This is a genomic window from Flavihumibacter profundi (assembly GCF_020076305.1).
In the GTDB taxonomy this organism is placed as follows: Bacteria; Bacteroidota; Bacteroidia; order Chitinophagales; family Chitinophagaceae; genus Flavihumibacter; species Flavihumibacter profundi.
In genome coordinates, this window is sequence record NZ_JAIQXE010000002.1 from 169,994 (window position 1) to 194,623 (window position 24,630).

Genomic DNA, 24,630 nt, shown 5'->3' on the forward strand with positions numbered 1-24,630 from the left:
GTTGATGGTAACCTGCTATTGGGGCGCCGCCGCTAAAAATGCCCGGTATTGCTCAAAATACTCCGTTGGTGTGGTATCCCATTCTGCTATCCTCGACACATTGGTGCGCATACAGTGGTAGTAAAATTCATACAACGCTGCTTCAATCGATGGATTGGGTATCCATTCATTTTTAGCACCCTTCACAAATGCGCCCCGGGGCCCCGTTTTTTCTTCCTTTGCGATCTCCAGCATGGCATAATAAACGGGCAGGCGTGCGGACCGAACCCTGGCAAACAATGTTTCATCGTTTTTCACCTTAGCCTCTGCACGGTCAAAAATGTCATTGTACTGCTTGATGAGGGGTTGCGATAAATAGCTGTCCTTCCCATCTACAGGCGATCCGAAAATCGACATTTTCACCCCTTTCCCGGATTGGTTATTGTCGTGCAGCAGCGTAATATAGGACTTCACCTCAGGCGCCGCAGGGCCATAGTAAGCCGCTAAAAACTCATCCATTTCTTTTGCAACGGATATTTCCGGATTCCACAACATACGCGCCATCAGGTAAGCCCTTAACTGTGCGAACTCGCCGCCCTGTTGGATATTTCCCTGCTCAAACAATGCCGACACATGGTTGCGGTGCAGGAATTGGATATTGGGTTGTAATACGCGCAGGTTTGGAAATGGTGCCAGTAAATTGTTGAAGCTTATGGTATAATCCCAGATCAGGATATTGTTGGTGATGCGGCCCCAGCCCTTCAGGTCGCTGCTGAAAGAAGTGTCCCCGGTTTCCATCGGGTCATTGCGTGAACTTTCGATACTGCATAACATGATGTTTACATTTTTGCGCGGCACTATGCCTTTGGGCGGCACTCGGGTATACTGGTAGGCCAGGGTGGAGATGATTTTGTCGGGAAAACGATCCGCTACCTGGTTCACAAAATGTAATAATGATCCCATGCCTAATGCCGGATATTTTTCCCCGCCATGGGTGGAATACATTTTGTCTTCCGGCCTGAATGCTGCATAGCTACTATCCAATGCGGCACATGCAGCACACCTGCAATAGTTTACATTATCGTTCTGGCTCACGCTCCAATATAGTGCCCCTGGCTTTTTATCCATGGCCAGCTTCAGGTTTTTACAAACTATCTCGAGCACATCCGGATTGGATAAACACAATTGTGCTTCAGGCTGTGTGCCATTACCATCCCAATTTGATATTGTGCCTGCATGTCGTTGCCCGTCATAAAACGCAAAATATTCAGGATGTTTTGTACCATATTCTTTTATATCCAGCAGGCTGGCAAAAGTGTGCACCCAATAGCCCCATTGGCTTTTATCTGCTCCACGGCCTTCAAAAGAATGCAACTTATGCCAATCCATATATTCCTGGTTATAGGCATCATTATAAAAAACTTCCCGGTAGGTAAATGCCGGTAACTGCTTATCGTTGATCGCGTTCAAAACTATTGATGTTCGCTTGGGCACTACAGTTAGGTCGGATGCATATTTCCGGCAGCCCAGGTATTTTTCGAGAAAGGTATACACGCCATAAAGCACACCCTTCCTGGCGCCGCCGGCAATGAGTAACTTTTTACCGGATGTCTTTATCCATAAACCATCTTCGGGTAATTCGTTTAGTGGTAATTGTTGCATAGCCGCCCGCTGGACATTTCCGATTAATATTTCCTGCTCCTGTTGCGCCTGGTCATCGGGGCGAAGCGGCAGTTCCTTGCCGGTCATCCTGCGCAGGTAATCCTGTAATACCTTGGCGGCCTTCAGCTCCATCGTCGTTGGTTTCGCTGGCATCACGATACTATACGCAGATTGTCCATTTTTTACCAGGTCAATTTTCTGCGCTGGCGATACGAAGTATTGCATTCCCGCGACAATGAGCAGCAATAATTTTTTCATGGTAAAAAGTTAACTAATTGGTGACTGATTTCCAATTGTCCATTGCTGCACAAATCCTGGGTTCTAATCAGTAATGCCATCTGTGACCCTATTCTATTGCCTTGCCGGGATTTTGTTTTTTAATTTGGGTTTATTATCTTTTGGCCATTAAACCTTAGGTCCACATGAAACTAATCAGGCTTTCGCTTGCTTTTAGTCCTGCTATCGCTGTGCTAAGCGCTCACAAAACAGCAGTTCCTTTCCATAAAAAATTTCACCGGTTTACTGATCAGTTAATGGCAAACAGGATAATTTTCTGTGTGCTGGTAAGCCTCTGCTTATTTTCCTGCAAAAAGGAAGAAGTGATTAATGTGGTTCCTCCGACTGTACAGGCACCGATTAAACTGAATATTGAACAGACCATTAATGATTCAACGATCGTATTAAAATGGACCAAATTCACCGGTAAAAAATTTGTGAAATACCAGCTGGCCCGTTCCGGCGCTTATTTTAAGAATGGCATCTTTGGAACTTATGATGAGATCATCGATGAAAGCACTGATCCGGATCATGTGCGTTTTACCGAGAATAAAATGCCGTTAACAAAATTCATTAATTATTCCATTCTCGTCATGCATGGCGACACCTCGCTCAGTAACAATGGATTTTGGCCTTCCGATGGATTTATTTATAACCGGCCCAATAGCCTCGTGTACGGAAAACCCAATGATGTGATATATGATAAAGTGCAGGACAGGGTTTTTGTAATGGAAGAAAAAAAGGTAAGCCTGGTGGCTTGTTCTGATAGCCGCGTGCTGGCTTCCGCAGAGTTCCCGGTTAGCATTGGATATTGTAGCAGGGGTGAATTTAATGGCAGCGCCGAATTGTATGTTCCATCAAATGACGGCTGGCTGAATATCCTGGATGCTGCAACATTGCAGTTAAAGGATAAAATATTTGTTGCCGGCACTTATATAGGCTCGGTTGTTGCTGCACGGGGAATTCTCTATGTCGGTTCCTCTGATATGCAATCCGGGTATTCCAATTGCATTAAGATATATGACCGCGCATCAAAGAATCTCCTGGGCAGGACGGGTTATTGGACTGCAACCAGGTTGTACCCGCTGGAAGGACCCGATGTTGAATTGATCGACCTCACCATAAACTTAATGCCGGTTGATCTTTCCTATTACCATTTCAGTCCTGAAGGCGCAGTATTGGAAGCGAAAAATGATACTTACCATGGTGATCACCCGATGGACGCAAGTATTGTAAGGTCTTTTCCCGATGGCAGTAAAATGATCACCGGGCCTTCAGGTTCCATCTTCGATAAGTCCCTGGTATTCGACCGGTATCTTGATTATTATGGCAATTATGCAGACTTTGCTTTTAATGGTGATGGGACGCTCATTTATTCAGCAAAACCAACTGATATGCGCATTGATGCAATAGCATATCCCGCCCTTAATAAGGTTAAAGAGTATCCGGCTACATTCGTTCCTTTTAAGATTTTCCGCAATGGGAATACACTAGTCTCCGCCGGGATGTCAAATCCAAACCAACAGTACGCTTATTTGCTTGTTGAAAAAATTGAACTGTAACCTATATGAAAAATATGCTTCCGGTTAGCAGGCCTATCTTCATAATTGCCCTGGTGTTTGCTGCAATTACTTCCTGCAAAAAGACCGAAACAATAAATGTAACCCAGCCCACTGCCTGCTTCTCGGCCATCGTGTCGGATCCTTTTAATAATTATGGCTGGCCCGATACTTCTGCTTACCGGGACTTTTATTATTATTTCCGCAACTGTTCTGATTCCGGCGACAAGATCACCTACCACTGGGATTTTGGTGATGGTGCAAGTTCTTCAGAAAAAAATCCCAAACATATTTATGCCACCCGTGGTGTGTATGCTGTTTCATTAACCGTTACCAGCCACAACAGTGTACAGGCAACCACTGTGCAAACAGTTAAAGTGATTTCAGGCCAACGGCATATCGACCTGGGCGACGATATTAGCCTGGTTCCAATTGCTATTGAAGAAACACCTGCAAATGAATTTGTGGTTATGGCAAGGGACTGGAATACGAACAAGGCCTATTTCTTTCAACTGGATAGTATGTTAAGGAAAAAGGGTATGGTGACTTTCCCTGCCGGATACTGGTTCAGCGCTATGAAACCTGCTACCGATGGCAATTATATTTTAACAGGATCAACCCGGAACATTTATATATCAAATGAAATCATTAAGATAAAGCCGGATGGCAGCCTGCTATGGAATAAAAAACTGCAGGAGAACGATGCCTACAACTTTATTGCCCCTACATCCGATGGGGGATATTTGGTGATTGGTTCCCGGCCGGTTCCCGATGCTTATGGGAACCCGGTTAATAAAACAGTTGTCATAAAGACCGATAATAATGGTACACAGCAGTGGGAAAAACTATTTGACCAGGAAAACATGGTCAATGCCGCTGGTGCCGTTATTGAACAGGATGGTATTGTGATTTCCGGTAATAAGCCGGGTGAAAACAGGGCCTGCTTTGATTGTGATTCTGCTTTAATTGTGAAACTGGGTAATGATGGAAACATGATATGGAAAAATGCGATGACCTGGGGACTTAATAATTTTAACATGTGGGATACCCGCACCACCAAACTTACTAATGGAAATTACGTCGTAACCAACCAGGCGCTCACCGGGTTATTATTCTTTTCAAATTCAGGGGAATTCCTGGATCGCAAACTGGCGCCGCAGGCAGTACATTCTGTAGTTGCCACGAGTGACGGCAACATGGTCAATTTAATGACCGGGTATGGAAATGGATTTGAGATATTCCTGAACAAGATGACAGTGGATGGGGCTGAGTTGTGGACCGCCCATGCCGATGGAAGGCAAGCCGTGCAAGGCGGCTATAGCTGCTGCTCAAACAGTATGCCTGTTGCGATCAGGCCTTTACGAAAAGGCGGCACCGTTTCGGCCGGCCATCGCACTTACGACAACACCAGCACCCCAGGCAATCATGAGGTTATCGTTTTGATTCCGTTGGATGAAGACGGAAAGCTTAAATAAATTGACTGCCAGTTCGGGGAAAAGCCACACTGGATAATATACTAGCCGGGTTTGGTATCCCGTCCCTGTGGGTAAAACAACGATCCCATGCCGCTTACCGGAATGATTGCCGATCAGCTGCAAACTGTCCGCGAAACCAGAAAGCTCAACCAATAAACGCCTGCCTGAAATTTTTTTTGCGGCCCTTTTCACCCTCCTGACCCGGGAAAAATACGGGATAGGTCAAGTTTTGTCAGGACCTACATTTGATACAACACTCCTGCCCGGGCCGTATTCACCTTTAAAAAATTTGCCATGATCTACCTCCAGCAATCCTTTGGTTACGAAGGCAACCCAGATAATTCATCTTTTCCGCAATTTCAAATTGTTTTCCGGTTACCTGTATTTTCCTATTCCGCCAATATTGCAGGTATGGCCGCTGGTCCTGTTTACCAACGACAACAAACAGGCAGCTTTTCTGAAAAGGAAAATTTTCTGTTGAAAAATACGAATTACAGGGTTGACCTGCCCGCTACATGGTTGCTTGGGAAGGATAATTCCCAAACTAATTTCCTCCGCTTTACAGCCCAGGCTTTTCACGGTGGTGAGCTGTCGGTTGCTGCGCTTGCCTTTCCTGTTGATCTGCTGCTCCGGTTTGGGGTGCAGGAATTTAATTATAGCCATCCCTTTTCCGCACTGTACTTTATAAAGGGTCTCAACACCGACGGATTTACTGAAGCACCGCTTGCAGAAAGCATTTTCCTGGTGAATAAACAGGTTTACGATACTGTGCTGCCGGCCTTTCAACAAATCATGAACCAGCGTGCCAATATCAGCCTGCTTGCTTTCCTGAAAATTTTGGTGGAAGAAAATGACCTTGGTTCCCAGGGGCCTTTCTTACCTGAAAAAGTGATCAACGACCGGCTAACTGCCATCATTAATCGCTTTCACCAGGATAATATTCCCAACTTTGTTGAATTCCTGAAAAAGTACTTCTTCAGTCTCTTCGATTTCCCGATTTCCATAGAAGCCCTGCATGAAATTGAAATCGGCGGCCACTTCCAGGTAAATACAGCAGACGACCGGCCACTCAAAAAAAACGACCTCTTTTTTTATAATATCCTGGCGGACTATCGCATTACCAATGCCGCCGGCAATACTGTTTTCCATTCAATTCATTACGACTGGAACTGGAACCCGGATGTTCCGGTTAACAACAAAATCGCGTTCTTACTCACACACGAGGGCAGGTTGCTGAGTGAAGGGCTGCAGAATATCATCACCATCAAGGTTAAAGGATATGACGGTGCTGAATTGTGGAGTAAAGACTTTTTCACCGACGATCCTGACCTGCAGGATCTTGTAATCGTGGTGACCGAATACCAGCCCGCAGTGCTCACTGCCGATCCGGCCACACCACCTGCAGAAACAAAAAGACTTCGTGGCAAATTGGTGGGACTTACCAAAGAATGTCCCTTTAAAGATGCGACCGTTCTGGTGCAGGCAAAAACAGATGCTGAATCTCCCTGGCGTGTAGTGGCTGCGACTACTGCAGACGGCAATGGAAATTTCTCCATGGCCTATCCCTATGGCAATTATATTGCCGCACAGGCACTCCTGTCGCTCACACCCAATAATCCGGTCAATATAACCATCATACCCAACCAGGAAAACGAAACCATCTCTTCCGATTTTCTCTACCTCCTCGTTACCGATCCTGTTTGCGAAGAGCCTGATCCCACAAAGGGCGAGGATGACTGCGATTGTCATGCGCCCAAAAAGGCGGGTCGCCTGCCCAGCCAGGAAGACCTTATTAACTCCGATGAATATACGCAGGACATTGGCGGCGCTTGTGTGAACCTCTCCACACCCAACCGCACCATCAGTGAATACAACTATACCGGTATTGTGCGTACCTCTGATCCCGATGTTGCCAACTATACCCTTAAGAAAAAATTCCTCACTACTCTGCAGGGGGAAACGGTCTCCGGTTTTGAACTCGAAGGCGGTGCCGAAAAAATAAAACGTAAACCGGTTGACCTCGACAATCCCATCCGCTGGCAGGATACCCCCGATGATTTCGACTATCTCTCTTTTTACCAATCCGTTACCGTTGCCACCGGCCATATCCTCCATTACAAATCTGAGTTCCGCGCCGATGGCTATTCACTGGGCAACCTGTTGTACTCATTGCCGCTTGCACCCGGACAAAAAAAGCAGATCGTCGTATTTGATTCCAGCCATTCCCTGCAGGCTGCTGAATCACAAAATATTTCCCAGGGCGAAAGACTCGCCGCCGGAATAGTGGATGAAAGGGAATTAGCTGATCAGCTGAGTGGTTCGCTCGGTGAAGCCCTGCAGGGCCGAAGCTCGGCTACAACCAGTGGCATCAGTGCGGGCCTGGGTGTAGCGGCCAACCTCGGCGTGGTATCGGGTGCACTTGGCGTCGCCGGTGGCTATGCGAATTCAAACAGCTCGGCTTCGCAGAACAGCAGCAGGAATACTTCCCAGTTTTTTGGGGAAAAACTTCGCCAGGCAATCATGCAGAATGCCGACAGCTATCGCCAGTTGAATGCCTCTGTGGTAACCACCGTCCAGGAAGGGCAGCACTATGCAGCGACCACTGAAGTCGTTGCCAACCATAACCACTGCCATTCACTCACCATGATGTATTTCGAAGTGCTCCGGCATTTCGCCATCTTCCAGGAACTGGTGCAGGTGGAAGAATGTGTTTTTGTTCCACTGATCATGACCAATTTCACCATGGAGAATATCAGCAAATGGTCCGATGTACTGGCCGTCTCCCTTTTGCCTGTTCCTTCTAATACTTACCTGCGGCCCTTTAGCTGGATCCGCCAGCATCCGCTCCTGCGTGCATTTGATGCCAACGAAAGAATCAAGACAAACTATGCCCATGTGGATTTCCCGGCTGCACGGTATTGTGATGATGCCATTACCGCTGTGAACGGAAACTTCTCCATCCGCATTTCCCTGCCCAGGCCCAAAACTAAATTCGATCGTATACTATCGCTGCCGATCATACGCAAAACGGTGACCACCCAGGGTGGTGTGGATGTAGGCGGCACCATCCGCGATAATATCAAGAGTTCTGCAATTGCGGCTGCTACGGGCGGACTATCCTTACTCTTTGGCGGTGGCCCCTCCGTGAAATATGAAACCGTTTCACACGATGTAATTACGCCGGGCAAGATCTTTGATCTCTTCATGACCCTGGATGAAAATTTCGAAACAGTACCCCCTGCCCAATGTATAAGGGTGCACAGTTTCCAGGAACAGGTAATCTTTGTAAACGGATCTCCTGTTACCATCAATTTTTTCCACGACATGCCCGATGATAAAAAACTCTGGGATGCCTATGCTGCCATGTTAGGCATTACGACGATGGACCTCTTCGATAAATTTTCCAACAATGTAGTGGCCGACTGGGACCGGATCTTTTATAATGAAGTCTCTTCGCAACTGGCAAAAGCATTCGTGAACCAGTCCGCTGTAGTAATGACCCCCTTCAGTGGCCTCGATATTACCTCGCTGAATGACTACACCAGCAGGGAACAATTGCTGCGGTATAATTTTCAGGCAAAAAGCAGTTTTAACCGTGCCGCAATTACGGAAGTCAAACTGCAATATTTCTTTAGTGCAGGCGTATCGGCCGCGCATAGGGCAACGCTCGACCAGAATGTAAAACTGATCGTGGAAAGTCTCAATATCAATTATTCAACTGCCCATTACAATGGCCGCATCTATAACAGCTATGTGGGGAATGACCTGCTCGACGGGGTAACGCTGCCAACACCCATGAACTATGATGAACAGCGCAATCCCAAAAAAGAAGACGTCTTCCTTGTTAACAAACTGACCGAGCACCTGAACAGCCATCTCGAACATTATAACAAAGCACTCTGGTACAAACTGGATGCCGACCGGCGGTATATGTTGCTCGACGGTTTTAATATCCAGGTCTATGATGAATTTGGTTTGCCCGTTGCCTATCGCAGCCTTGCATCCGTGGTGAAAAATGAACTGATCACGGTTACAGGTAACTCGATGGTATTTCCCGTTGCAGCCGGCTACCGCGTTGGCCAGAGCCATATTATTGAACACAACCGGGAAGGCAAACCGGTGGATATCTCCCTCTTTGACCATTACCGCCCACTGACGCCGGCCCCACCTTTCCGGATCAGTGTGCCATCCCGTGGCGTATTCCTGGAAGCCGTACAAGGGGCCTGTGATGCCTGTGAAAAAGTGAAAGACAATACTTCGCAGGACTGGACCAAATTCACAGCCGATGAACCTACGCCGATCTCGCCACTGACACCACCGGTTCCTACTATTACCGATTGGAAAGCGGCCTTCAAGGATTTCGCGCCGCCGATAGTCAATATCCAGAATGCACCTACATTGCCGGCACCAGGGGCCGGACTTGCAGGCCTGGGCGAGTTGTTGGGCAAGGCCGGCATCTTCAACGATATCACCGGGCTTGATGCCAACCAGCAGAATGTACTGAAGACCTATCTCTCCAACCAGGAAAACGCAAAAGCCTTTGCGGAGATGGCCAAGGAAATGCAAATGCAGGGACATAACACGAGCAATTCCGACAAGATCATGGACACGCTCAAATCGGCCAAACAGGATGGCGCCATTTCGCAGGACGACTACAGCAAACTGGTGAAGGAACATATCCGCAAACAGATTGATGGCGGCGAGCAGGACAAGGCCGATGCGGAAAAAGAAAAGGCAGCCAAACCATCCTTGTCTGATGCCGCTGTAAAAGCCGTTGACCAGGGCAAGAATGTGAAGGCACAGAAAACAGATGCGAATACCGGTAACACGGAATCCATTGATATCTCTTCAGGTCCTTCCGACCAGTCCCTCGCCGCTGTATCGGGTTCGGTGCCTAAGCTTAAGCAAGACAATAATATGAGTTGCTGGGCCACTGTGGCAACGATGATGGTCAGCTGGAAAGAAGGTAAAAAACTTTCGGTGGAAGAAGTGCTGCAGAAAGCCGGGGCACAATACCTGGCCAAATTCCAGAACAAGGAAGGCCTGCCTTCCGCTGAAAAAGAAGCCTTTATTGAAGCGCTTGGCATGGAAGGCGAACCGCCGGCCAGTTATACCGTGCAGCAATATATTGATTGGTTAAAACAGTATGGCCCGTTATGGATCACAACAGATTCATCTGCAGCAACCGGGCAGTTCTCACCGCATGCCCGCGTAGTGACCAGCATAACCGGCACCGGTAGTGCCGATGGTAGTGGCACCAACTTCATCTTTATTGATCCGGCCACCGGTACGGAATTGACCGAGCCATTTGACAAATTCTTGAAAGCCTATGAGCAGATGGTAACCGACAATCCGGGTGACCTCTTTATCCAGATCGTACATTTCAAAGCTGCCCAGGGGGGTGAAGGCGGGGGACCCGTAGTGGTGCCCCCTTCACCGGTTGATTTGTTCCGGGCCATGCCGGCAGATCCTTTAACCGCCAATACAAAATTCCAGAACGCCTTACAGGCAGCAGTAAACGCACTGGAAACCACTAAAGGCCTGGCAGCGGGTACCTTCCCGGTACGGTTTACGCTGGCGGACATTACCGGCGGCACACCACCTTTTAAAGCAGCTTTCTTTAAAGAGACGGTAGAAGATTATATAGCAAGTGAGGCAAAGGTATCCGTGATGTATGGCGCTTTTGCGCTGCGCGATATGGTGCAGCGGTTTGCTGACCAAACCGGTATCACTACCATGACCGAATTGATCAAGCAGTTGAAGTTGCAGGTAAATCCCTGGATCAAAAAAGCGGTGAAGAAAGTGGAAACTGCAACCAATATTTCCGACACGAATCGTTTGCCCAATTACGCAGCCTGTTTTGATAGCACCCTGGTGGCCGGCAAGCTGAAAATTGCATTTAAGTCCAGCTACATGACCTCGCTGGAAGACATGATCATCGTCAGTGACAACAACCAGGCCGGCGCCTCTGTGCGGGGTATCGGGTATGGTTACCTGAATGGCGCGCTGGCTGCGGCCAACTGCCTGGATCTCACCAACCTCAATGGCTTGTGGATGGGTGGTGATTATTCCAAAGGCACCATCTATCCCTATGTGCGGATCCCCTGCGTGAATGATGGCACAACAGCCCAGGGTGGCACTGCGCGCAGCATGGCCGCTTTGGTTGCCCTGCTCTTTTCCAAAAAGTTATTAGACACTGCTGCCTGCGACGAACAGCTCGACCTTTTGCACCGTGCGGTGATCGGTAATGGTGTGACTGTTGATACGCCCTGGCTGGCCCGTCCGCCTGGTATTTTAACCGGCAAGTTCACCCACAACAAACTGGGCGTTGGCCCCCTGGGAACAGCCGGTCCAAGTGTTTTCTCAGAGATCAGTATACTGAAAGATCCCGTAGCCGCGGGCAGGCAGTATATCGTGAGCTGGCAGAACCTGAAAGAGTTGAACCCGATCGACTTTACAGACCTGGCGAAACTGGTGAAAGATGCGATAACGGCTTATGAGATTTAGGGATAGGCAGTCGGGTCAATTTGTGTAATGTCATAAATGACTGGTCACATCTGGTTGATTATCAATAAGTAAATTATTAAATTGTCAGGATTTTTACACAAAAAACATGACAATGCAATCAATTTACTTACTTTTGCTTTAGAAAAAAAGATGATGAAGACCATGTCAGTTACAAACAATATTAAACGTATTGTTTCCTCCATACCAGAAGGTCAGGTATTTGACTTTAATCGGTTTGCCGTTACGAGGGTAAATGAACAAGCAGTAGTAAAGGCTTTGAGCAGGCTTGTGCAAACTGGTGAGATAGTTCGTGTAGAGAAAGGGAAATACTATAAGCCCCGTCAAACAAGGTTTGGCACATTACGACCTTCTGAAAATGAAGTAGTGAAGATGGTTACAGAAAAAGGAAGTCAAACGATTGGTTACATCACAGGGATTACTTTGTATAATAAGTTGGGTCTTACAACTCAGGTTTCTAATGTATTGGTTATAGCAAGAAATGGAAGGTTGCCCGTAAAACAGGTGAATGGCTACAAGATAAAGTTCATTACACGTCAGATCAGGTTTTCTCAGAAAGACATCCCGCTTTTACAATTATTAGATGTAATAAGAAATATTAAAGACATACCTGATACTACCGTCAATAAATCAGTAACAGTATTAAAGCAAAAACTTTCAACGCTTTCTGAAGATGAACTAAAGCGGTTAATAAAATTGAGTTTGCAATATAACCCGGCTACAAGGGCAGTTTTAGGTGCTATACTTGAATGTAATAGCCCATCAGTGAACGTATCAGAACTAAGGAAAACTTTAAATCCTGTTACTAAGTATAAAATAGGCATTTCACAAGAGGGTTTGCCAAATCTTTCAAATTGGAACATAGAATGAAACTACATGAATCACCAAGTGCTTTCAGAGACGCAATTGAAGCAGCGGCACAGCATTTAAAAATGCGTCCACTTTTTATTGAAAAGGATTACTGGGTGTGCTATGTGTTGAAAAACCTTTCGAAATCTGAATATGCAGATAAAGTAGTATTCAAGGGCGGGACATCGTTATCTAAGGCATATGGATGTATACAACGCTTTTCAGAAGATATTGACTTATCAATTGTTTCCCCGGCTGATTACAATGGTAGCCAGTTAAAAACCCTGTTAAAGAATATTACTCATAGCATCACCACAGGATTAAAACCATTAAACGGGCATGCATTAGAACCGACCCTATTCCACATCATGTAAAAACTATTCAAACTTACATTGCACAATTTCTGTCAGAAACAGCCGATCAGGAGACGATTGAAGAATTTGAATTACAGCCAATTGAGGTGCAGGTTTTGTCTTTGGAAAGGACATACTTTGAAAAAGTGCTTTCTGTAAACAGACTTTCTTATGAGGGCATACCTGCATTACAGGAAAAGATTAGACACTTTTATGATATTCACCAACTACATACAGAAACGGAATTAAAGGGGAAAATATTAACGCCAGAGTATTACCAGGTTATGTCTAATGTTAGAAAAGATGATGAAGCAAACCGCACCATGAACGGTAAATGGAGAGGGCAATTAATTTCAGCTTCACCATTATTTACTGAACTTGATACAACCTGGGGGAGTCTTACTGATGCGTATCAAAATGGCTTGGCAGACTTAATCTGGTCAGAAAATCGACCTTCATCTGAAGATATTTTAAAGGTATTGAAAGAAGTTAAGGGATATGTCGTAGGGTTTGATGATAAATTCCCGCCATCACCAATAGAGGAAGAGAAAAATGAAGATGGGCAATAAATAAATAAGACAGTACTCTGCAAATAGGTTGCAATCATGGTTCCTAAGTTTGATTCATGACCCCCAGTACGCAAACCCAACTTGACCTGCTCATCCACCATTTCCAGCAAATGGACCTCGTTATGCTCCACCTGCTGCTGGATGACAACCTTACCTACCAGGACATGCCGAAGCTCGTCTTCCTCCAAAAGCTCGCAAAAGCCTTTGCCGAATTCAGGGAAAACGGCAACACCCAGCTGCTGCCCTTCCCCGGTTTCTGCAAGGAACCATCCTGCCATGGTGGCAAGCCAGGTCTCCAGGGCCGTTGTTTTGTAGGCGACAGCTCCCCACATTACCTGGTCCTGATCATTGAAGTAAAAGACGGCAAAGTAACCGACCTCTTCGAATGTGCCAGCATGGGCCACAACGACATCGTGCCCCAAAAACAGCACCGCATCTTCATCAACGACGACGACATGCCCTTCTAACCATTCACCATTTACCATTCACTATTCACCATTCACTATTCACCATTCACCATTAACCCTTACACCATGTCACTAGTAAAAAAAGTCTGCAACCTCATCATCCTCGACGAAAGCGGCTCCATGGCCTCCCTGCAGCAAGCCACCATGAGCACCTTCAACGAACTGATCCAGTCCATCTCCGCCGATGCAGCCAAAGCCGGGGAGCGCGAGCAGTGGATCCAGTTCTACAGCTTCAACGGCAACGGCATCAAAGAACAGATCCCGCTGCAGAAAGTATCGGAGCTGATGCAGCTCAATGAAAACAACTACCGGCCCGATAGCATGACCCCGCTTTTTGACGCCATTGGCCATGCCACCGGTAAACTGCGCTATGCGCTGGAAGGCGAAACCGGTTATATCGTATTAGTGACCATACTAACCGATGGCGCCGAGAATGCATCGAAAGAGTTTACCGCCACCACCATCGCTAATATCATCAAAGAGCTGCAAAACCAAAACTGGGTGTTTACCTATATAGGTACCAACCAGGATGTGGCCAAAGAAGCCGCCCGGATGAATATCGTTAACCACGCGCGCTATGAAAACAATGGGCTTTCCCTGAAATCGATGATGGTGAAGGAAAGGTCCGCGCGGGAAAAGTTTTATACCAAACTGGATAATAAAGACTTTAATACCGGGGACAAATATTTTGATGATGAATCTAAACCGTAAATAACAGGGATTATTTCTGCTTGTTCAGCAGGCTTCCCAGGGGCTCCAGCAAATCGGGATTCACCGTATAATAATAGGTCCGCCCGTCCTGCTCCGACCGGGTACGGATAATCACTTCGGCATTTGTCTGGAGGACCTTTGCAATTTTATGGTTGATGGCATTCAGCGCATCGCTCCGCTGCCGTTTCTGGATCTCCGATGATTTGTTACTAACCCCCAGGATCGAATTGATGGTATCAATATCACTCGTCCGGTTATTGCGGGTGGCATGGTAAATGGACTGTAACAGCGACCGGTCCCGTTCATCCAGTAGGGCAAGTGGATCCTGTTCAACGATTTCAGCAGCCATGGCCACAACAGGTTTTTTCCGTTTGTAATACACCAGTACCCCTGCAGCCATCAGGGGAAGTACTGCAAGGAACCAAAGCGTCCTCGAATTTCCGGAAAGGAAGGGCGTGTAAATAGCCACCCCACTGTCTGTGAAATCGGCCCGGGAAATGGTCATGGAATCAATATACTGGTCGAAGTCGCCGAAATATAGCGTGGAATCCACAAAGAAGGCCAGGTTCTTATGCTTTGTACTCGAGGAATACGCGCTGAACTTTTTATCTCCTGTTGCATTAGCGGCCAGGTACCGGTTATGGGCAAAGTCAGCAATTGTAGGGATACCATTCCTGAATGCAAGCATTCCCCAGGGACTGTAGGCTACGACGCGCAGTGCGGTATCCGGACTTTCACCCAGGGCTTCCCAGTTACCATTCCGGATATCAAGGCACCAGGTTTTGTGCCCGATCTCTTTTTCCTGGATGCTATTGTCTTTAAGGCCGTCGTTGACGAAACGGGTGCCCAGCATGTAGAGCCGGGCATTGGCGGTATCCAGCCAGTATAGATCTGAGTTGTCAAAAATATGCGGGATCTCCAGGTTCAATGGTTTGATCTCCCATTCAAATTTGTTTTTTGCATAGTACCGCAGGTTTCCGTTATTGTTCCACAGTCCATACCCGCCAAAACTCCATACAGTACTGTCGGCATAGAAAGTAAGGCAATCGATATTGTACCCGCTAAAATAGGTGGAATCCAGCCGCCGCCAGTTGTATTCGCCTGATAAAGAGTCCAGCGCATATACCCGGCCGGTACCATTAACCAGTGCCAGCAGTTCAGCCTTTGTTTTCAAAAAAGTGGCCCCGGTATTTTCATGAGGATAGGGCAGTCCATGGATAAAAGGATCATTGGTGAAACTGATCGTATTCACCGGGCCGTGCACGGAAGCAAGTTTCCGGATGATGGGTGGAAAAGGTCCTTTGCCCTGCCCCATGCCGTAAGTTCCTTCAAGGATTAATAATATCAATAATACAAAACGCATAGCGGGATAATATTACTGAAAAAATCGGTTTGCGGGTAGGTGATCAGGTTAGTGATGTGTATTTCACCATTCTTTTCACTGATTTGATCACTGATTGTTAAAGGTTTTTATGAGGGCCGGATATTTTTAGGGCTAAATAATTTTTTACTATGAAAACATGCATTCGCTTATCAATTGGGTTGTTCTTTTGTTTAAGAATACTGGTGGCCTGCCAGAAAGATTCGGGGAACAGTAGTGAACTGCTCCGGATCCAGGAACAAAATGACAGCCTCCGTATCCTGATCCTGCAATTACAAACCCGGACAGACTCTATTTCCAATGCCCTGAAAACAAGCCAGCAGCAACAGGTAAAGCTGCAGGTCGCCCTGGATTCCGTTAACAAAAAGCTGGATACCGTACTGGTAAAAATTGAAAAGATAAACCAGGACCTGTTCCAGGTAAATGCCGACCTGGTCAGTTTACACCAGCAATTAATAGTGCTTAACCAACAGTACCAGCAATTACTGGTAATGCTGAACGACCTGAAATCGCAGTCCTGCACCATTAATATCGGGTTACTGGCATATTTCCCATTTAATGGAAATTCAGGTGATAGCAGTGGTAATGGTAATAATGGTACGGTTGAAGGAGCTATACTAACATCCGACAGGTTTGGAAAAGCAAATTCTGCCTTTCTGTTCGGTGCAAATAAAACCATCAAAATATACAATCCCAGCAGTGAATTGAATTTGACTTCAAGTTTTACAATTTCATCCTGGTTTAAGGCAGATGCACTTGCTACAACTTATAATGCGTCAATGCTTTTGTCGAAGCATGATGGAGATTTTGGAAATGATGGCTGGGCTTATGGAATATTGAATCCTAACCATAACTTGACTTCCCAGGTAGTATTTTTTTATGCTAACGATCCATATAATACCAATACCAATCCTCCTAATTCCGGAATAGTGACGACTAACACATGGTATAATTTCATTGTATCTTATAGTTTACCAAATAAGAAACTTAATTATTATCTCAATGGAAACCTCATTATGTCAAAATCAATTGAATATAATACGATTGCAAATTCCAGGCCTATAACTATTGGATATCAGTTTAGCACTCTTGGAACTTATTTGGATTATTTCACTGGGACAATCGATGAAATAAGGATTTATAACAGGACCGTTACTGATCAGGAAGTTCAATATTTAGCCAGCCACTAATTTTTTTGGTTAGTATCGAACATTACGAACAGAAACTGACGACTTATAATCTTTCTGATTATTATGCTGATGAAAAGGCGCATTATGTAAGAGGTGGTTTTTCCAATTATCGATATGGAAATCTTCGACTTTAAGATGTAAACAAAATACTAAGTATGCAACAATTCAATTTGGAAGAGCCACAGTAATAAAAAATCTCAAAATTTTTAACCAGGCATTATCAATTTCAGAAATTTCCAGTTAATAGGGCGACACAAAAAATACTTCAATCCTAAATTCTTCAAATAATTTATTATGAAAAAATTATTTTTTTTAATTGCTATGATAATTTGTTTTATTTCCTTGTATGCACAAGAATGTAATTTTCAAGATTTATCTAATAAATACAATTACAAACTAAAACTAATTAAGAAAAAGGATATAGATCTCAATCAAGAAAGAACTGAGTCAATAGAATTACTTGTCGTAAGAAAATTAGATAATACCTTAATTCAGAAAATTAATTTTGGTGATATTGGTTACGTTTATGAAGACCAATTATCCGATTGCCATAATGCGGTATCTTATATAACATCTTATAGATTAGAATTACTTCACGACTCAGAAATAAAACCTACACTAGTAATTAGAGATTTCAATTTTGATAATTTAGAAGACATAGCTATTATCAATAACGTCGGTATGAATTTACCTGCAAATTATACTTTCTTCACACAAGATAAAGAAGGCAAATTTGCGAAAGATGATTTTTTATCAAATCAAATAATGTTTCTTCCTTCAATCAATCTAAAAGAAAAGTCAATCGATATGACTGTGCCATTAAACTCAAATACAATTTCTCATAAGAATTATAAATTTGACTCCAATTTGAAGAAATGGATTTTAGTTAAACAGTATAATAAAAAAATGTAACCTTAATTATGATTTATTACTACCATGCTATTCTCGAAATATTTAATCATTCAGAATTGTTTAGTTAGCATTCCAATTAAAATATGTTTTGAAATGTTATTAAGCATTAAACATATACCAGATTTTAATGGTTTACTGTAAACCACATTTCATTTGACGACATACACTTCATATTTATTTTGGCGAGATAATAAATATACAATGCACATTATTTAGTCTTATTTATAATTAAATAACAGATTATGAAGAATATCAATTATTTATTATTATTTACTCTTGTAATTCAAATCATTACTCCTAATATAGCAAGAGGGAATAACAAAAATTACCACAAGAAAAATTCATTTGACATTATTAAATACTTAGAAGAAAGGTATCCTGGTGTTGAATCGGATGAAAAGGAAATTTATAGGTATTATAAGACTATCATTAATCCTGATAATGGAGACACAGTTGGATACAATATTTACGGTGCGATTTACATTGTATCAGATAGAGGCGAGGTGAGTTCAACTAAAATCATCGAAGACCCATTTTGTATTAATGCCAATGGGGTTATATTATATGAAAATATGTTTATTTACAAAATATTTGGAAGCGGAAATATTTGTTATGTAAAACCAAATTTGAAGTTTGAAAAAAATGTAAGTGGGGGAGCAGGGTATTTTGATTGCAGCATTGATAATTTTATTATAAATCCGAAAGAATTTTTCATATATAATTTCAATGGCAAACTCGTAAAGCATATTATTAATTCAACCGAGAATTCAAAAGATAATGTATGCGATATGTCAGAATATAAAAATCTTGATGAAAATAATGAAAGAATATATTATTATTATACAAGGGGATGTGATTTGTATAACTTGAATAGAGAAGGAATTATTGATTCTTTGGGTAACATTATCCTAGCTCAAAAGTATGGAAATATTACATTCTTGGAAAGGCAAAAAGATGTTGATTATTTTTTACTCCAAGTATTTACAGAAGGAGGTAGAGAGTTGTTTGGTATTGGTTTATCCACTGGCGAAATTATTTATGAACCTGCCTTTGATGAAATAAATACCAGTGACCTAATTGACCCAGACATAAAATATGTAATAATTAAATATCATGGGAATTATGGTTTATTGAATAGGCAATATAAACTTTTACTGGATGCCAAATTCGAAAAAATGGAAATATTAAATGATAGTATAGCGCTCGTTAAATTTCCCTATGGATATAATGATGGTGCTTGGTCATTTCTGAATTTAAAGCAAAAAAAGGATCTTGGTTATAGATTTACTGAAGTACAATTATGGCATGATGTATATACAGGTATTCTGAAAGCTGAAATTGGTGTAAAAGATAAAACTGGCCTCTGGGGATTCTATAATAAAACTGGTAAATGTATCATTCCATTGAAATACTCTCAAGTAATGCAGTTTTCAGACGGCAAGGCCATTGTTTTTAAACGAGAATACATAAAGGGCAAAACTTTTCCTGAAGGTAATGGCTATGTTATAAACAAAAATGGAAATATTCAAGGTATTATTCCTAGTTCACTGGCAAGTGATATTGGTGAAATTGGCCATTTTAGTGATGGATTAATTTTGTATAAAAGCAAAAGGGAAGGATTATATGGTTATTTGAATTCTATTGGACAGATAGCTATTGCGCCTGTGTATGAAAGTGGATCTAATTTTGTAAATGGCAGTGCTTATGTTGTTAAATATCAACAAGAGTTTCAAATCAATAAGAAAGGAGATCGAATTAAATAGTCTACATGACAAAAGTTTTATTTTGTGGTGGCAAAAAGAAACTTTTAAAAACAGTGACAAATGTTTTGAAGATGAGTCTTAACCGCGAATAATATCAAAACTACCACCAAAACATTCGATTAATAAATATGTAACTTAAACATTTGCAAACGTTTGCAAAGTTTAGTTAACTTGTAATGCCATACTCCTAAACCTTATTCCTGCATGCCATCTACGAAAGATTTCTCTCGTCGCATTGATATACTTGATGAATGCCTGCGTCGCCGCCAGAAGAAATGGACGGTGGAGGCCCTGCTGGAAACCCTGAATGGGAAGCTCATCGCTGAATTCAACAAGAAGGTTTCAATCCGCACTTTATACAACGACCTTAAATACCTGCAATACGACCTGGATGCCCCGGTGGAAAAAGTCACCGAAGGCCGCATGGTCCATTACCGTTACCTCGATCCGAATTTCTCCATCAAAAACCTGCCGATCAAACAGGATGAAGTGGCCTTACTGAAAGATGCCATCGATATTATCCGGCAGGTGAGTGGATATTCTATCATGGAAGACCTGGAAGCCATCGTGCGAAAACTGGAAAACACAATAACTACCAATGTACAGGACCGTTATACTGTGATCCAGTTTGAACAGAACGCTAAAGTTGCCGGTTCAGATTTGCTGGATGGACTATTTGCAGCCGTAAAGGAAAAAGCAGTGCTGCGCATCAGGTACCAGCCTTTTTTCAAGGGTGTAATCGATTACACATTCCATCCTTATTTATTAAAGGAATACCGAAACCGCTGGTTCCTGATCGGCCAGGCCGATGGCCAGGATGACATCACTACCCTGGCGCTGGACCGGATCAGCAAGATCGCCAACTCATCTGCAAAATTCAAGGAGAACACAAGTTTCGATCCCGATACCTATTACAATAATATGGTAGGGGTTACCCTGCCAAAGGGAGCCGTACAGGAACGCATCACGCTGCTGGTGGACCGCGACAAAGTGCCTTATATTATAACCAAGCCCCTGCACAGCAGCCAGCAGCTAACCGAACAATTGCCCGATGGCAGTGCGCGCTTCACCCTGGATGTGGTGAATAACTACGAACTGCGCTCGCTGATACTGGGCAACGGTCCGCAGGTAAAAGTGGAAGCGCCCGAATTACTCTGCAACCAGATGGCAGCCCTGTACCGGAATGGCGCGGCTGCCTATGAACCCTATTTATCATCCTTACCCGTTACCGAATGAATACATCACCCGCTACCACACTATATGACCGAATTGAAACCGCTCTTAACCTGGGCGAGCCCAATAGTGTGATCCGTGAAATCAGGGTGGTGGATATACTTGACATAATTAAATTCATTAATGGGTATAATAAAAATGCGCGTAGGTTAATTACTGGCTATGAGATTTACCAGGCGAAATGGTTGCTATTATATAAGGATTGGGAAGGTATATAAGAAGAAATTATAGTTAAGCAAAAGCTGTTAATATAATAATACAAAAAAGCAAGAATTGGAAAACTCTGAGGAAAAAATAAAAGCACTTGATGAATTGTTTAAATCTAGTGCTAGCTATCGAAATAGCGAAAACTTTTTTGAATTAATAAAGTTTATCAAAAAGTTTCCTTTGTTGTCACCTTATAATGCTTTTTTGATTCATATGCAAAACCGGGGTGTAGAAATTGTTTTATCATATAAACGCTGGAGACAACTTGGAAGGACAATTAAATATGATGCAAGGCCAATGCTTATTCTTGTGCCTTTTGGACCAATAGAGTTTGTATATGATATTGCTGATACAGAAGGGGCACCTATTCCTGAGGCATTGATAAATCCATTCAATACAAATGGTGAGTTAAAAGTTGGAGTTCTTGAACGCACAATAAAGAATTGTGTTTATGATGAGATTTATTACCAGGAAGAAAACATGCATAAGGATTCAGCTGGATATGCCCAATTTGTTTATAAAAAGAGTAACTATAAAATTGTTGTCAATGCCGCATACACTCAGAATATAAAATTTTCAACGTTGGTTCATGAGTTGGCTCATATTTATGCAGGCCATTTAGGGGCAATCAAGGGTAGCTGGTGGCAATTTCGAAGTCTGGATCATAGTTCAAAGGAAATCGAAGCGGAATCAATTTCCTATTTGGTTTGCAAGAGAATGAATCTTCAAACTACATCTGAGGAGTATTTGTCAAGTTATATTAGTAAAAATAGGGAACTGCCCTACGTAAGCCTTGATGTCATACTTACTGTGGCTAATTATATTGAACAACTAGGGCAGCCGGGTTTTAGACCCAAAAAAAAGCGAGCGTAAAGCTTAGAATATCATCTATGCGTAGAAGAAAGTCAAATAAAAGAATGCCCATCAGATTGATACTATTGGTCACAGTATTTAATTACCTGAATGAAAATGATCAGCAGGCCATTCGGGATAAGGTAGGCAGCAGTTCTCGTTGGACCGACAAAAAATTAATAATTCTATTGGCAAAGTATTTTGATTTTGAAAGACTCAAAACCGAACCCATTATTGCAGAAGATATTCTGCTGTATAATTTCCTGCTGTATGATTGTTTCAAAGGGAATAATATTTCCTTTAAGGAATGTAAGCTTGATATGCAAAGCTTGAGGATCAGGCGTAGTGCGCTGCTTAATAAATATGAAAATGAAGTAATCAGGCCCCAGCTCGATGCAATAAGCAGGGTGGAAAATTTTATTCAATAAAGGTGCCTATGCGTAAAATCAAAAACAAATCATTCTTACTCTATGCCTGAAAGTTTAGTTGCCTTCGTAAATTCAAAGTACAACCCTACCAGCGATCAGCTTGAAGCTTTACGGCAGCTTGAATCATTTTTTGCAGGAAGTGAAAAATGTTTCCTTTTAAAAGGCTATGCTGGCACCGGTAAGACCTTTATTACGAAATGCCTGTCTGATTATTTCAAGGAACAAAAGAGGCAAGTCTTGCTTATGGCCCCAACCGGCCGGGCTGCCAGAATTCTTCAGGAACGGACAGGTCTTGAATCAACAACTATTCACAGGGCTATTTATAACCTGAATGAAGTTGATGAAGTTGAATTTGAGTCTCCAAAACCTGGTAAAGCAAACAAGAAGAAATATAAGTTCAGGTATTCCCTTAAGCATATTGAATCAAATACTGCTAATATTTACTTGGTGGATGAAGCATCCATGGTATCGGATAATTTTACTGAAGACGACTTTTTTATTTTTGGTTCAGGGCATTTGCTGACAGATATGATGTCGTTAATTGCTCTGAATAACCAGGGAAGAGTTGATAAGTTGGTTTTTATTGGTGATAATGCACAGCTCCCCCCCGTTGGGAGTAATATTTCCCCAGCCTTGTCAGCTGAATATTTTAATGAAAAGTTTAAGATTGAAGTTTCCGAATATGAATTAACGCATGTGGTTAGACAAGGAGCAGAGAGTGGTATCCTGGCTAATGCTTTCAGTATAAGGGAGCTAATCAATAATAAGCAAAGACTGCCGTATAAGGTTTTGACAAATTTTAAGGATGTAACACTATTATCCAATGAAAAGGTAGTTGATACCTATATCCAAAAAAACCCTGCAATTGATGTAACAAGTGCAGTAATCATCAACCATAGCAACAAAAGTGCCCTTGATTATAATACTATGATCCGGGATAAGTTATTTCCAGGTAAGACAAATGTCATGGTTGATGATATCCTGATAATTCACCAGAATAACTATAACTATGACGTGGAGATCCTTAACGGAATGTTCGTCAAGGTTAAGCAGGTAAATGCTGTTACTGAAGTGAAGTCTGGTATGATGTCTTACGATGCTGATGGTAAAGAATGCGAGGTTTCGCATGTTTTCCGTCGCATTATTATTGATGTTCCCGATAAAGAAGGATACAAAGAGGTAGGCTGTATGATTTTGGATAATTTTTTATCAAGTCCAAACCCATCTTTAGATTATTCCGAAAATATTGCACTGTACCTTGATTTTAAATTACGCCATCCACAGCTTAAGCCAAAATCAAAAGAGTTTTCAGATGCATTAAGAAAGGATCCCTATTTCAATGCCATAAGGGTGAAGTATGGCTACGCTGTTACCTGCCATAAGGCGCAGGGCGGGGAATGGAAGAATGTCATTGTCAACCTGGACCTGAATATGGGAAAGTCAAGTATTGATTTTCTGCGTTGGGTGTATACTGCTATCACCCGTGCTACAGATCATCTATTTGTTTTTAACGTTGGTGATTTGGGCCAATTTGGTAAAATGACCTACGTTAGGAAGCATTTGGAAGAAAGTCAGAAAAGGCAAATTACTTTCTATCTTCCTTCTAATTACGACCAATTGCTTATTCAGTTTGGCCTTGTTAATGCATCTTCATTCCAGGTTGTAAAGTTTAAGGAGATTTTGGCCAGGTTATCCAGGACAGACATTGAGGTTGTTGACCGGAAACCATTTAATTACCAGGAGGTTTATTTTTTTAAAAGGAATGAAACTTTAGCATCCGTTTCCTTTTGGTATAATGGGAAAGAAAAGTTTACCAGGTTTGGCAAACAAATAAGTCCGGGTGGTAACGATGGCTTATACCTTGAGCTGGAAAGTTTATTTAATGAACCTGTTGATATCCATATTACAGATGAATCAATAAACTTCCCAACTGAAAATGAAGGGGATGTCAATGATTTTGAAAATTCATTCCCGCCTGAAAGTACCCAACTTAAAAACTTATATCAGGAAATGAAAGAGTTGTTATCAGCATTAAACATTTCTATTATAGCTGTAAACCATTTTCCATATCAGGAAAAATACACCTTTAAAAGGGGTCTGGAGAAAGCAATGATCCAGTTTTATTATAACAGTGGATTTTGTTTTACCAAGGCTGAACCTAATCTTCAACATTGTAATTCCAATGACCTTTTAGACACTATTGAATCAGTTTTAACTGACCTGAAATCAATATCTTAAT

General features: G+C 42.8%; 18 protein-coding genes. 16 read left to right on the top strand and 2 right to left on the bottom strand.

Annotated features, from left to right (window positions below; genetic code table 11):
- Positions 1–15 precede the first annotated feature (15 nt).
- Positions 16–1,899 (bottom strand): DUF4838 domain-containing protein, encoded by a 1,884-nt coding sequence (locus LAQ65_RS10500; RefSeq protein WP_224116921.1) that lies wholly within the window; start codon positions 1,897–1,899, stop codon positions 16–18.
- 164 nt (positions 1,900–2,063) lie between these two features.
- On the opposite strand from LAQ65_RS10500, the gene LAQ65_RS10505 reads away from it, so the two are divergent.
- The 8 genes from LAQ65_RS10505 (at position 2,064) to LAQ65_RS10540 (ending at position 14,425) form a co-directional block, all read left to right on the top strand.
- Complete coding sequence (locus LAQ65_RS10505) at positions 2,064–3,479, top strand: hypothetical protein (protein ID WP_224116922.1); 1,416 nt, start codon at positions 2,064–2,066, stop codon at positions 3,477–3,479.
- A 5-nt stretch (positions 3,480–3,484) separates the two neighbouring features.
- The gene (locus tag LAQ65_RS10510) at positions 3,485–4,951 is read left to right on the top strand and encodes a PKD domain-containing protein (protein ID WP_224116923.1); all 1,467 of its coding nucleotides are present in this window, start codon (positions 3,485–3,487) and stop codon (positions 4,949–4,951) included.
- A 294-nt stretch (positions 4,952–5,245) separates the two neighbouring features.
- Positions 5,246–11,458 (top strand): papain-like cysteine protease family protein, encoded by a 6,213-nt coding sequence (locus LAQ65_RS10515; RefSeq protein ID WP_224116924.1) that lies wholly within the window; start codon positions 5,246–5,248, stop codon positions 11,456–11,458.
- Positions 11,459–11,539: 81 nt separating this feature from the next.
- The gene (locus tag LAQ65_RS10520; protein WP_224116925.1) at positions 11,540–12,346 is read left to right on the top strand and encodes a DUF6088 family protein; all 807 of its coding nucleotides are present in this window, start codon (positions 11,540–11,542) and stop codon (positions 12,344–12,346) included.
- Complete coding sequence (locus LAQ65_RS10525; protein WP_224116926.1) at positions 12,343–12,699, top strand: nucleotidyl transferase AbiEii/AbiGii toxin family protein; 357 nt, start codon at positions 12,343–12,345, stop codon at positions 12,697–12,699. The genes LAQ65_RS10520 and LAQ65_RS10525 overlap by 4 nt, the downstream gene beginning before the upstream one ends.
- Before the next feature lie 29 nt (positions 12,700–12,728).
- On the top strand, positions 12,729–13,247 hold the full coding sequence (locus tag LAQ65_RS10530; protein WP_224117732.1) for a nucleotidyl transferase AbiEii/AbiGii toxin family protein: 519 nt from the start codon (positions 12,729–12,731) through the stop codon (positions 13,245–13,247).
- A 56-nt stretch (positions 13,248–13,303) separates the two neighbouring features.
- A complete protein-coding gene (locus LAQ65_RS10535; protein WP_224116927.1) occupies positions 13,304–13,714 on the top strand; it encodes a hypothetical protein in 411 nt (136 codons plus the stop codon).
- A 66-nt stretch (positions 13,715–13,780) separates the two neighbouring features.
- On the top strand, positions 13,781–14,425 hold the full coding sequence (locus LAQ65_RS10540) for a vWA domain-containing protein (protein ID WP_224116928.1): 645 nt from the start codon (positions 13,781–13,783) through the stop codon (positions 14,423–14,425).
- A 10-nt stretch (positions 14,426–14,435) separates the two neighbouring features.
- Here LAQ65_RS10540 and LAQ65_RS10545 read toward each other — a convergent pair whose 3' ends face one another.
- The gene (locus LAQ65_RS10545) at positions 14,436–15,788 is read right to left on the bottom strand and encodes a hypothetical protein (protein WP_224116929.1); all 1,353 of its coding nucleotides are present in this window, start codon (positions 15,786–15,788) and stop codon (positions 14,436–14,438) included.
- Between the two features lie 149 nt (positions 15,789–15,937).
- Between LAQ65_RS10545 and LAQ65_RS10550 the strand changes: the two genes are divergently transcribed.
- The 8 genes from LAQ65_RS10550 to LAQ65_RS10585 all read left to right on the top strand — a co-directional run bounded on the left by LAQ65_RS10550 (position 15,938) and on the right by LAQ65_RS10585 (position 24,629).
- Positions 15,938–16,996 carry a LamG domain-containing protein gene (locus tag LAQ65_RS10550; RefSeq protein WP_224116930.1) on the top strand — a complete coding sequence of 353 codons (1,059 nt, stop codon included), beginning with the start codon at positions 15,938–15,940 and terminating at the stop codon, positions 16,994–16,996.
- Positions 16,997–17,290: 294 nt separating this feature from the next.
- Positions 17,291–17,908, top strand: a complete 618-nt coding sequence (locus tag LAQ65_RS10555; RefSeq protein WP_224116931.1) for an XAC2610-related protein — start codon at positions 17,291–17,293, stop codon at positions 17,906–17,908.
- A 242-nt stretch (positions 17,909–18,150) separates the two neighbouring features.
- Positions 18,151–19,671 (top strand): WG repeat-containing protein, encoded by a 1,521-nt coding sequence (locus LAQ65_RS10560; protein WP_224116932.1) that lies wholly within the window; start codon positions 18,151–18,153, stop codon positions 19,669–19,671.
- Positions 19,672–19,875: 204 nt separating this feature from the next.
- The gene (locus LAQ65_RS10565) at positions 19,876–20,907 is read left to right on the top strand and encodes a helix-turn-helix transcriptional regulator (protein ID WP_224116933.1); all 1,032 of its coding nucleotides are present in this window, start codon (positions 19,876–19,878) and stop codon (positions 20,905–20,907) included.
- Entirely contained in the window at positions 20,904–21,122 is a 219-nt protein-coding gene (locus LAQ65_RS10570; protein WP_224116934.1) for a hypothetical protein, read from the top strand. The genes LAQ65_RS10565 and LAQ65_RS10570 overlap by 4 nt, the downstream gene beginning before the upstream one ends.
- A 55-nt stretch (positions 21,123–21,177) precedes the next feature.
- Entirely contained in the window at positions 21,178–21,984 is an 807-nt protein-coding gene (locus LAQ65_RS10575; RefSeq protein ID WP_224116935.1) for a hypothetical protein, read from the top strand.
- Positions 21,985–22,028: 44 nt separating this feature from the next.
- The gene (locus LAQ65_RS10580) at positions 22,029–22,391 is read left to right on the top strand and encodes a hypothetical protein (protein WP_224116936.1); all 363 of its coding nucleotides are present in this window, start codon (positions 22,029–22,031) and stop codon (positions 22,389–22,391) included.
- A 42-nt stretch (positions 22,392–22,433) separates the two neighbouring features.
- Positions 22,434–24,629, top strand: a complete 2,196-nt coding sequence (locus LAQ65_RS10585; protein ID WP_224116937.1) for an ATP-dependent DNA helicase — start codon at positions 22,434–22,436, stop codon at positions 24,627–24,629.
- The last annotated feature ends 1 nt before the right edge of the window (position 24,630 follow it).

Bases quoted from the DNA above. Each gene is read 5' to 3' on its own strand.
- LAQ65_RS10580 (WP_224116936.1), top strand. From the start codon at position 22,029: ATGCCCATCAGATTGATACTATTGGTCACAGTATTTAATTACCTGAAT.
- LAQ65_RS10550 (WP_224116930.1), top strand. From the start codon at position 15,938: ATGAAAACATGCATTCGCTTATCAATTGGGTTGTTCTTTTGTTTAAGA.
- LAQ65_RS10525 (WP_224116926.1), top strand. From the start codon at position 12,343: ATGAAACTACATGAATCACCAAGTGCTTTCAGAGACGCAATTGAAGCA.
- LAQ65_RS10510 (WP_224116923.1), top strand. From the start codon at position 3,485: ATGAAAAATATGCTTCCGGTTAGCAGGCCTATCTTCATAATTGCCCTG.
- LAQ65_RS10555 (WP_224116931.1), top strand. From the start codon at position 17,291: ATGAAAAAATTATTTTTTTTAATTGCTATGATAATTTGTTTTATTTCC.
- LAQ65_RS10570 (WP_224116934.1), top strand. From the start codon at position 20,904: ATGAATACATCACCCGCTACCACACTATATGACCGAATTGAAACCGCT.
- LAQ65_RS10515 (WP_224116924.1), top strand. From the start codon at position 5,246: ATGATCTACCTCCAGCAATCCTTTGGTTACGAAGGCAACCCAGATAAT.
- LAQ65_RS10535 (WP_224116927.1), top strand. From the start codon at position 13,304: ATGACCCCCAGTACGCAAACCCAACTTGACCTGCTCATCCACCATTTC.
- LAQ65_RS10565 (WP_224116933.1), top strand. From the start codon at position 19,876: ATGCCATCTACGAAAGATTTCTCTCGTCGCATTGATATACTTGATGAA.
- LAQ65_RS10560 (WP_224116932.1), top strand. From the start codon at position 18,151: ATGAAGAATATCAATTATTTATTATTATTTACTCTTGTAATTCAAATC.
- LAQ65_RS10545 (WP_224116929.1), bottom strand. From the start codon at position 15,788: ATGCGTTTTGTATTATTGATATTATTAATCCTTGAAGGAACTTACGGC.
- LAQ65_RS10500 (WP_224116921.1), bottom strand. From the start codon at position 1,899: ATGAAAAAATTATTGCTGCTCATTGTCGCGGGAATGCAATACTTCGTA.
- LAQ65_RS10505 (WP_224116922.1), top strand. From the start codon at position 2,064: ATGAAACTAATCAGGCTTTCGCTTGCTTTTAGTCCTGCTATCGCTGTG.
- LAQ65_RS10540 (WP_224116928.1), top strand. From the start codon at position 13,781: ATGTCACTAGTAAAAAAAGTCTGCAACCTCATCATCCTCGACGAAAGC.
- LAQ65_RS10585 (WP_224116937.1), top strand. From the start codon at position 22,434: ATGCCTGAAAGTTTAGTTGCCTTCGTAAATTCAAAGTACAACCCTACC.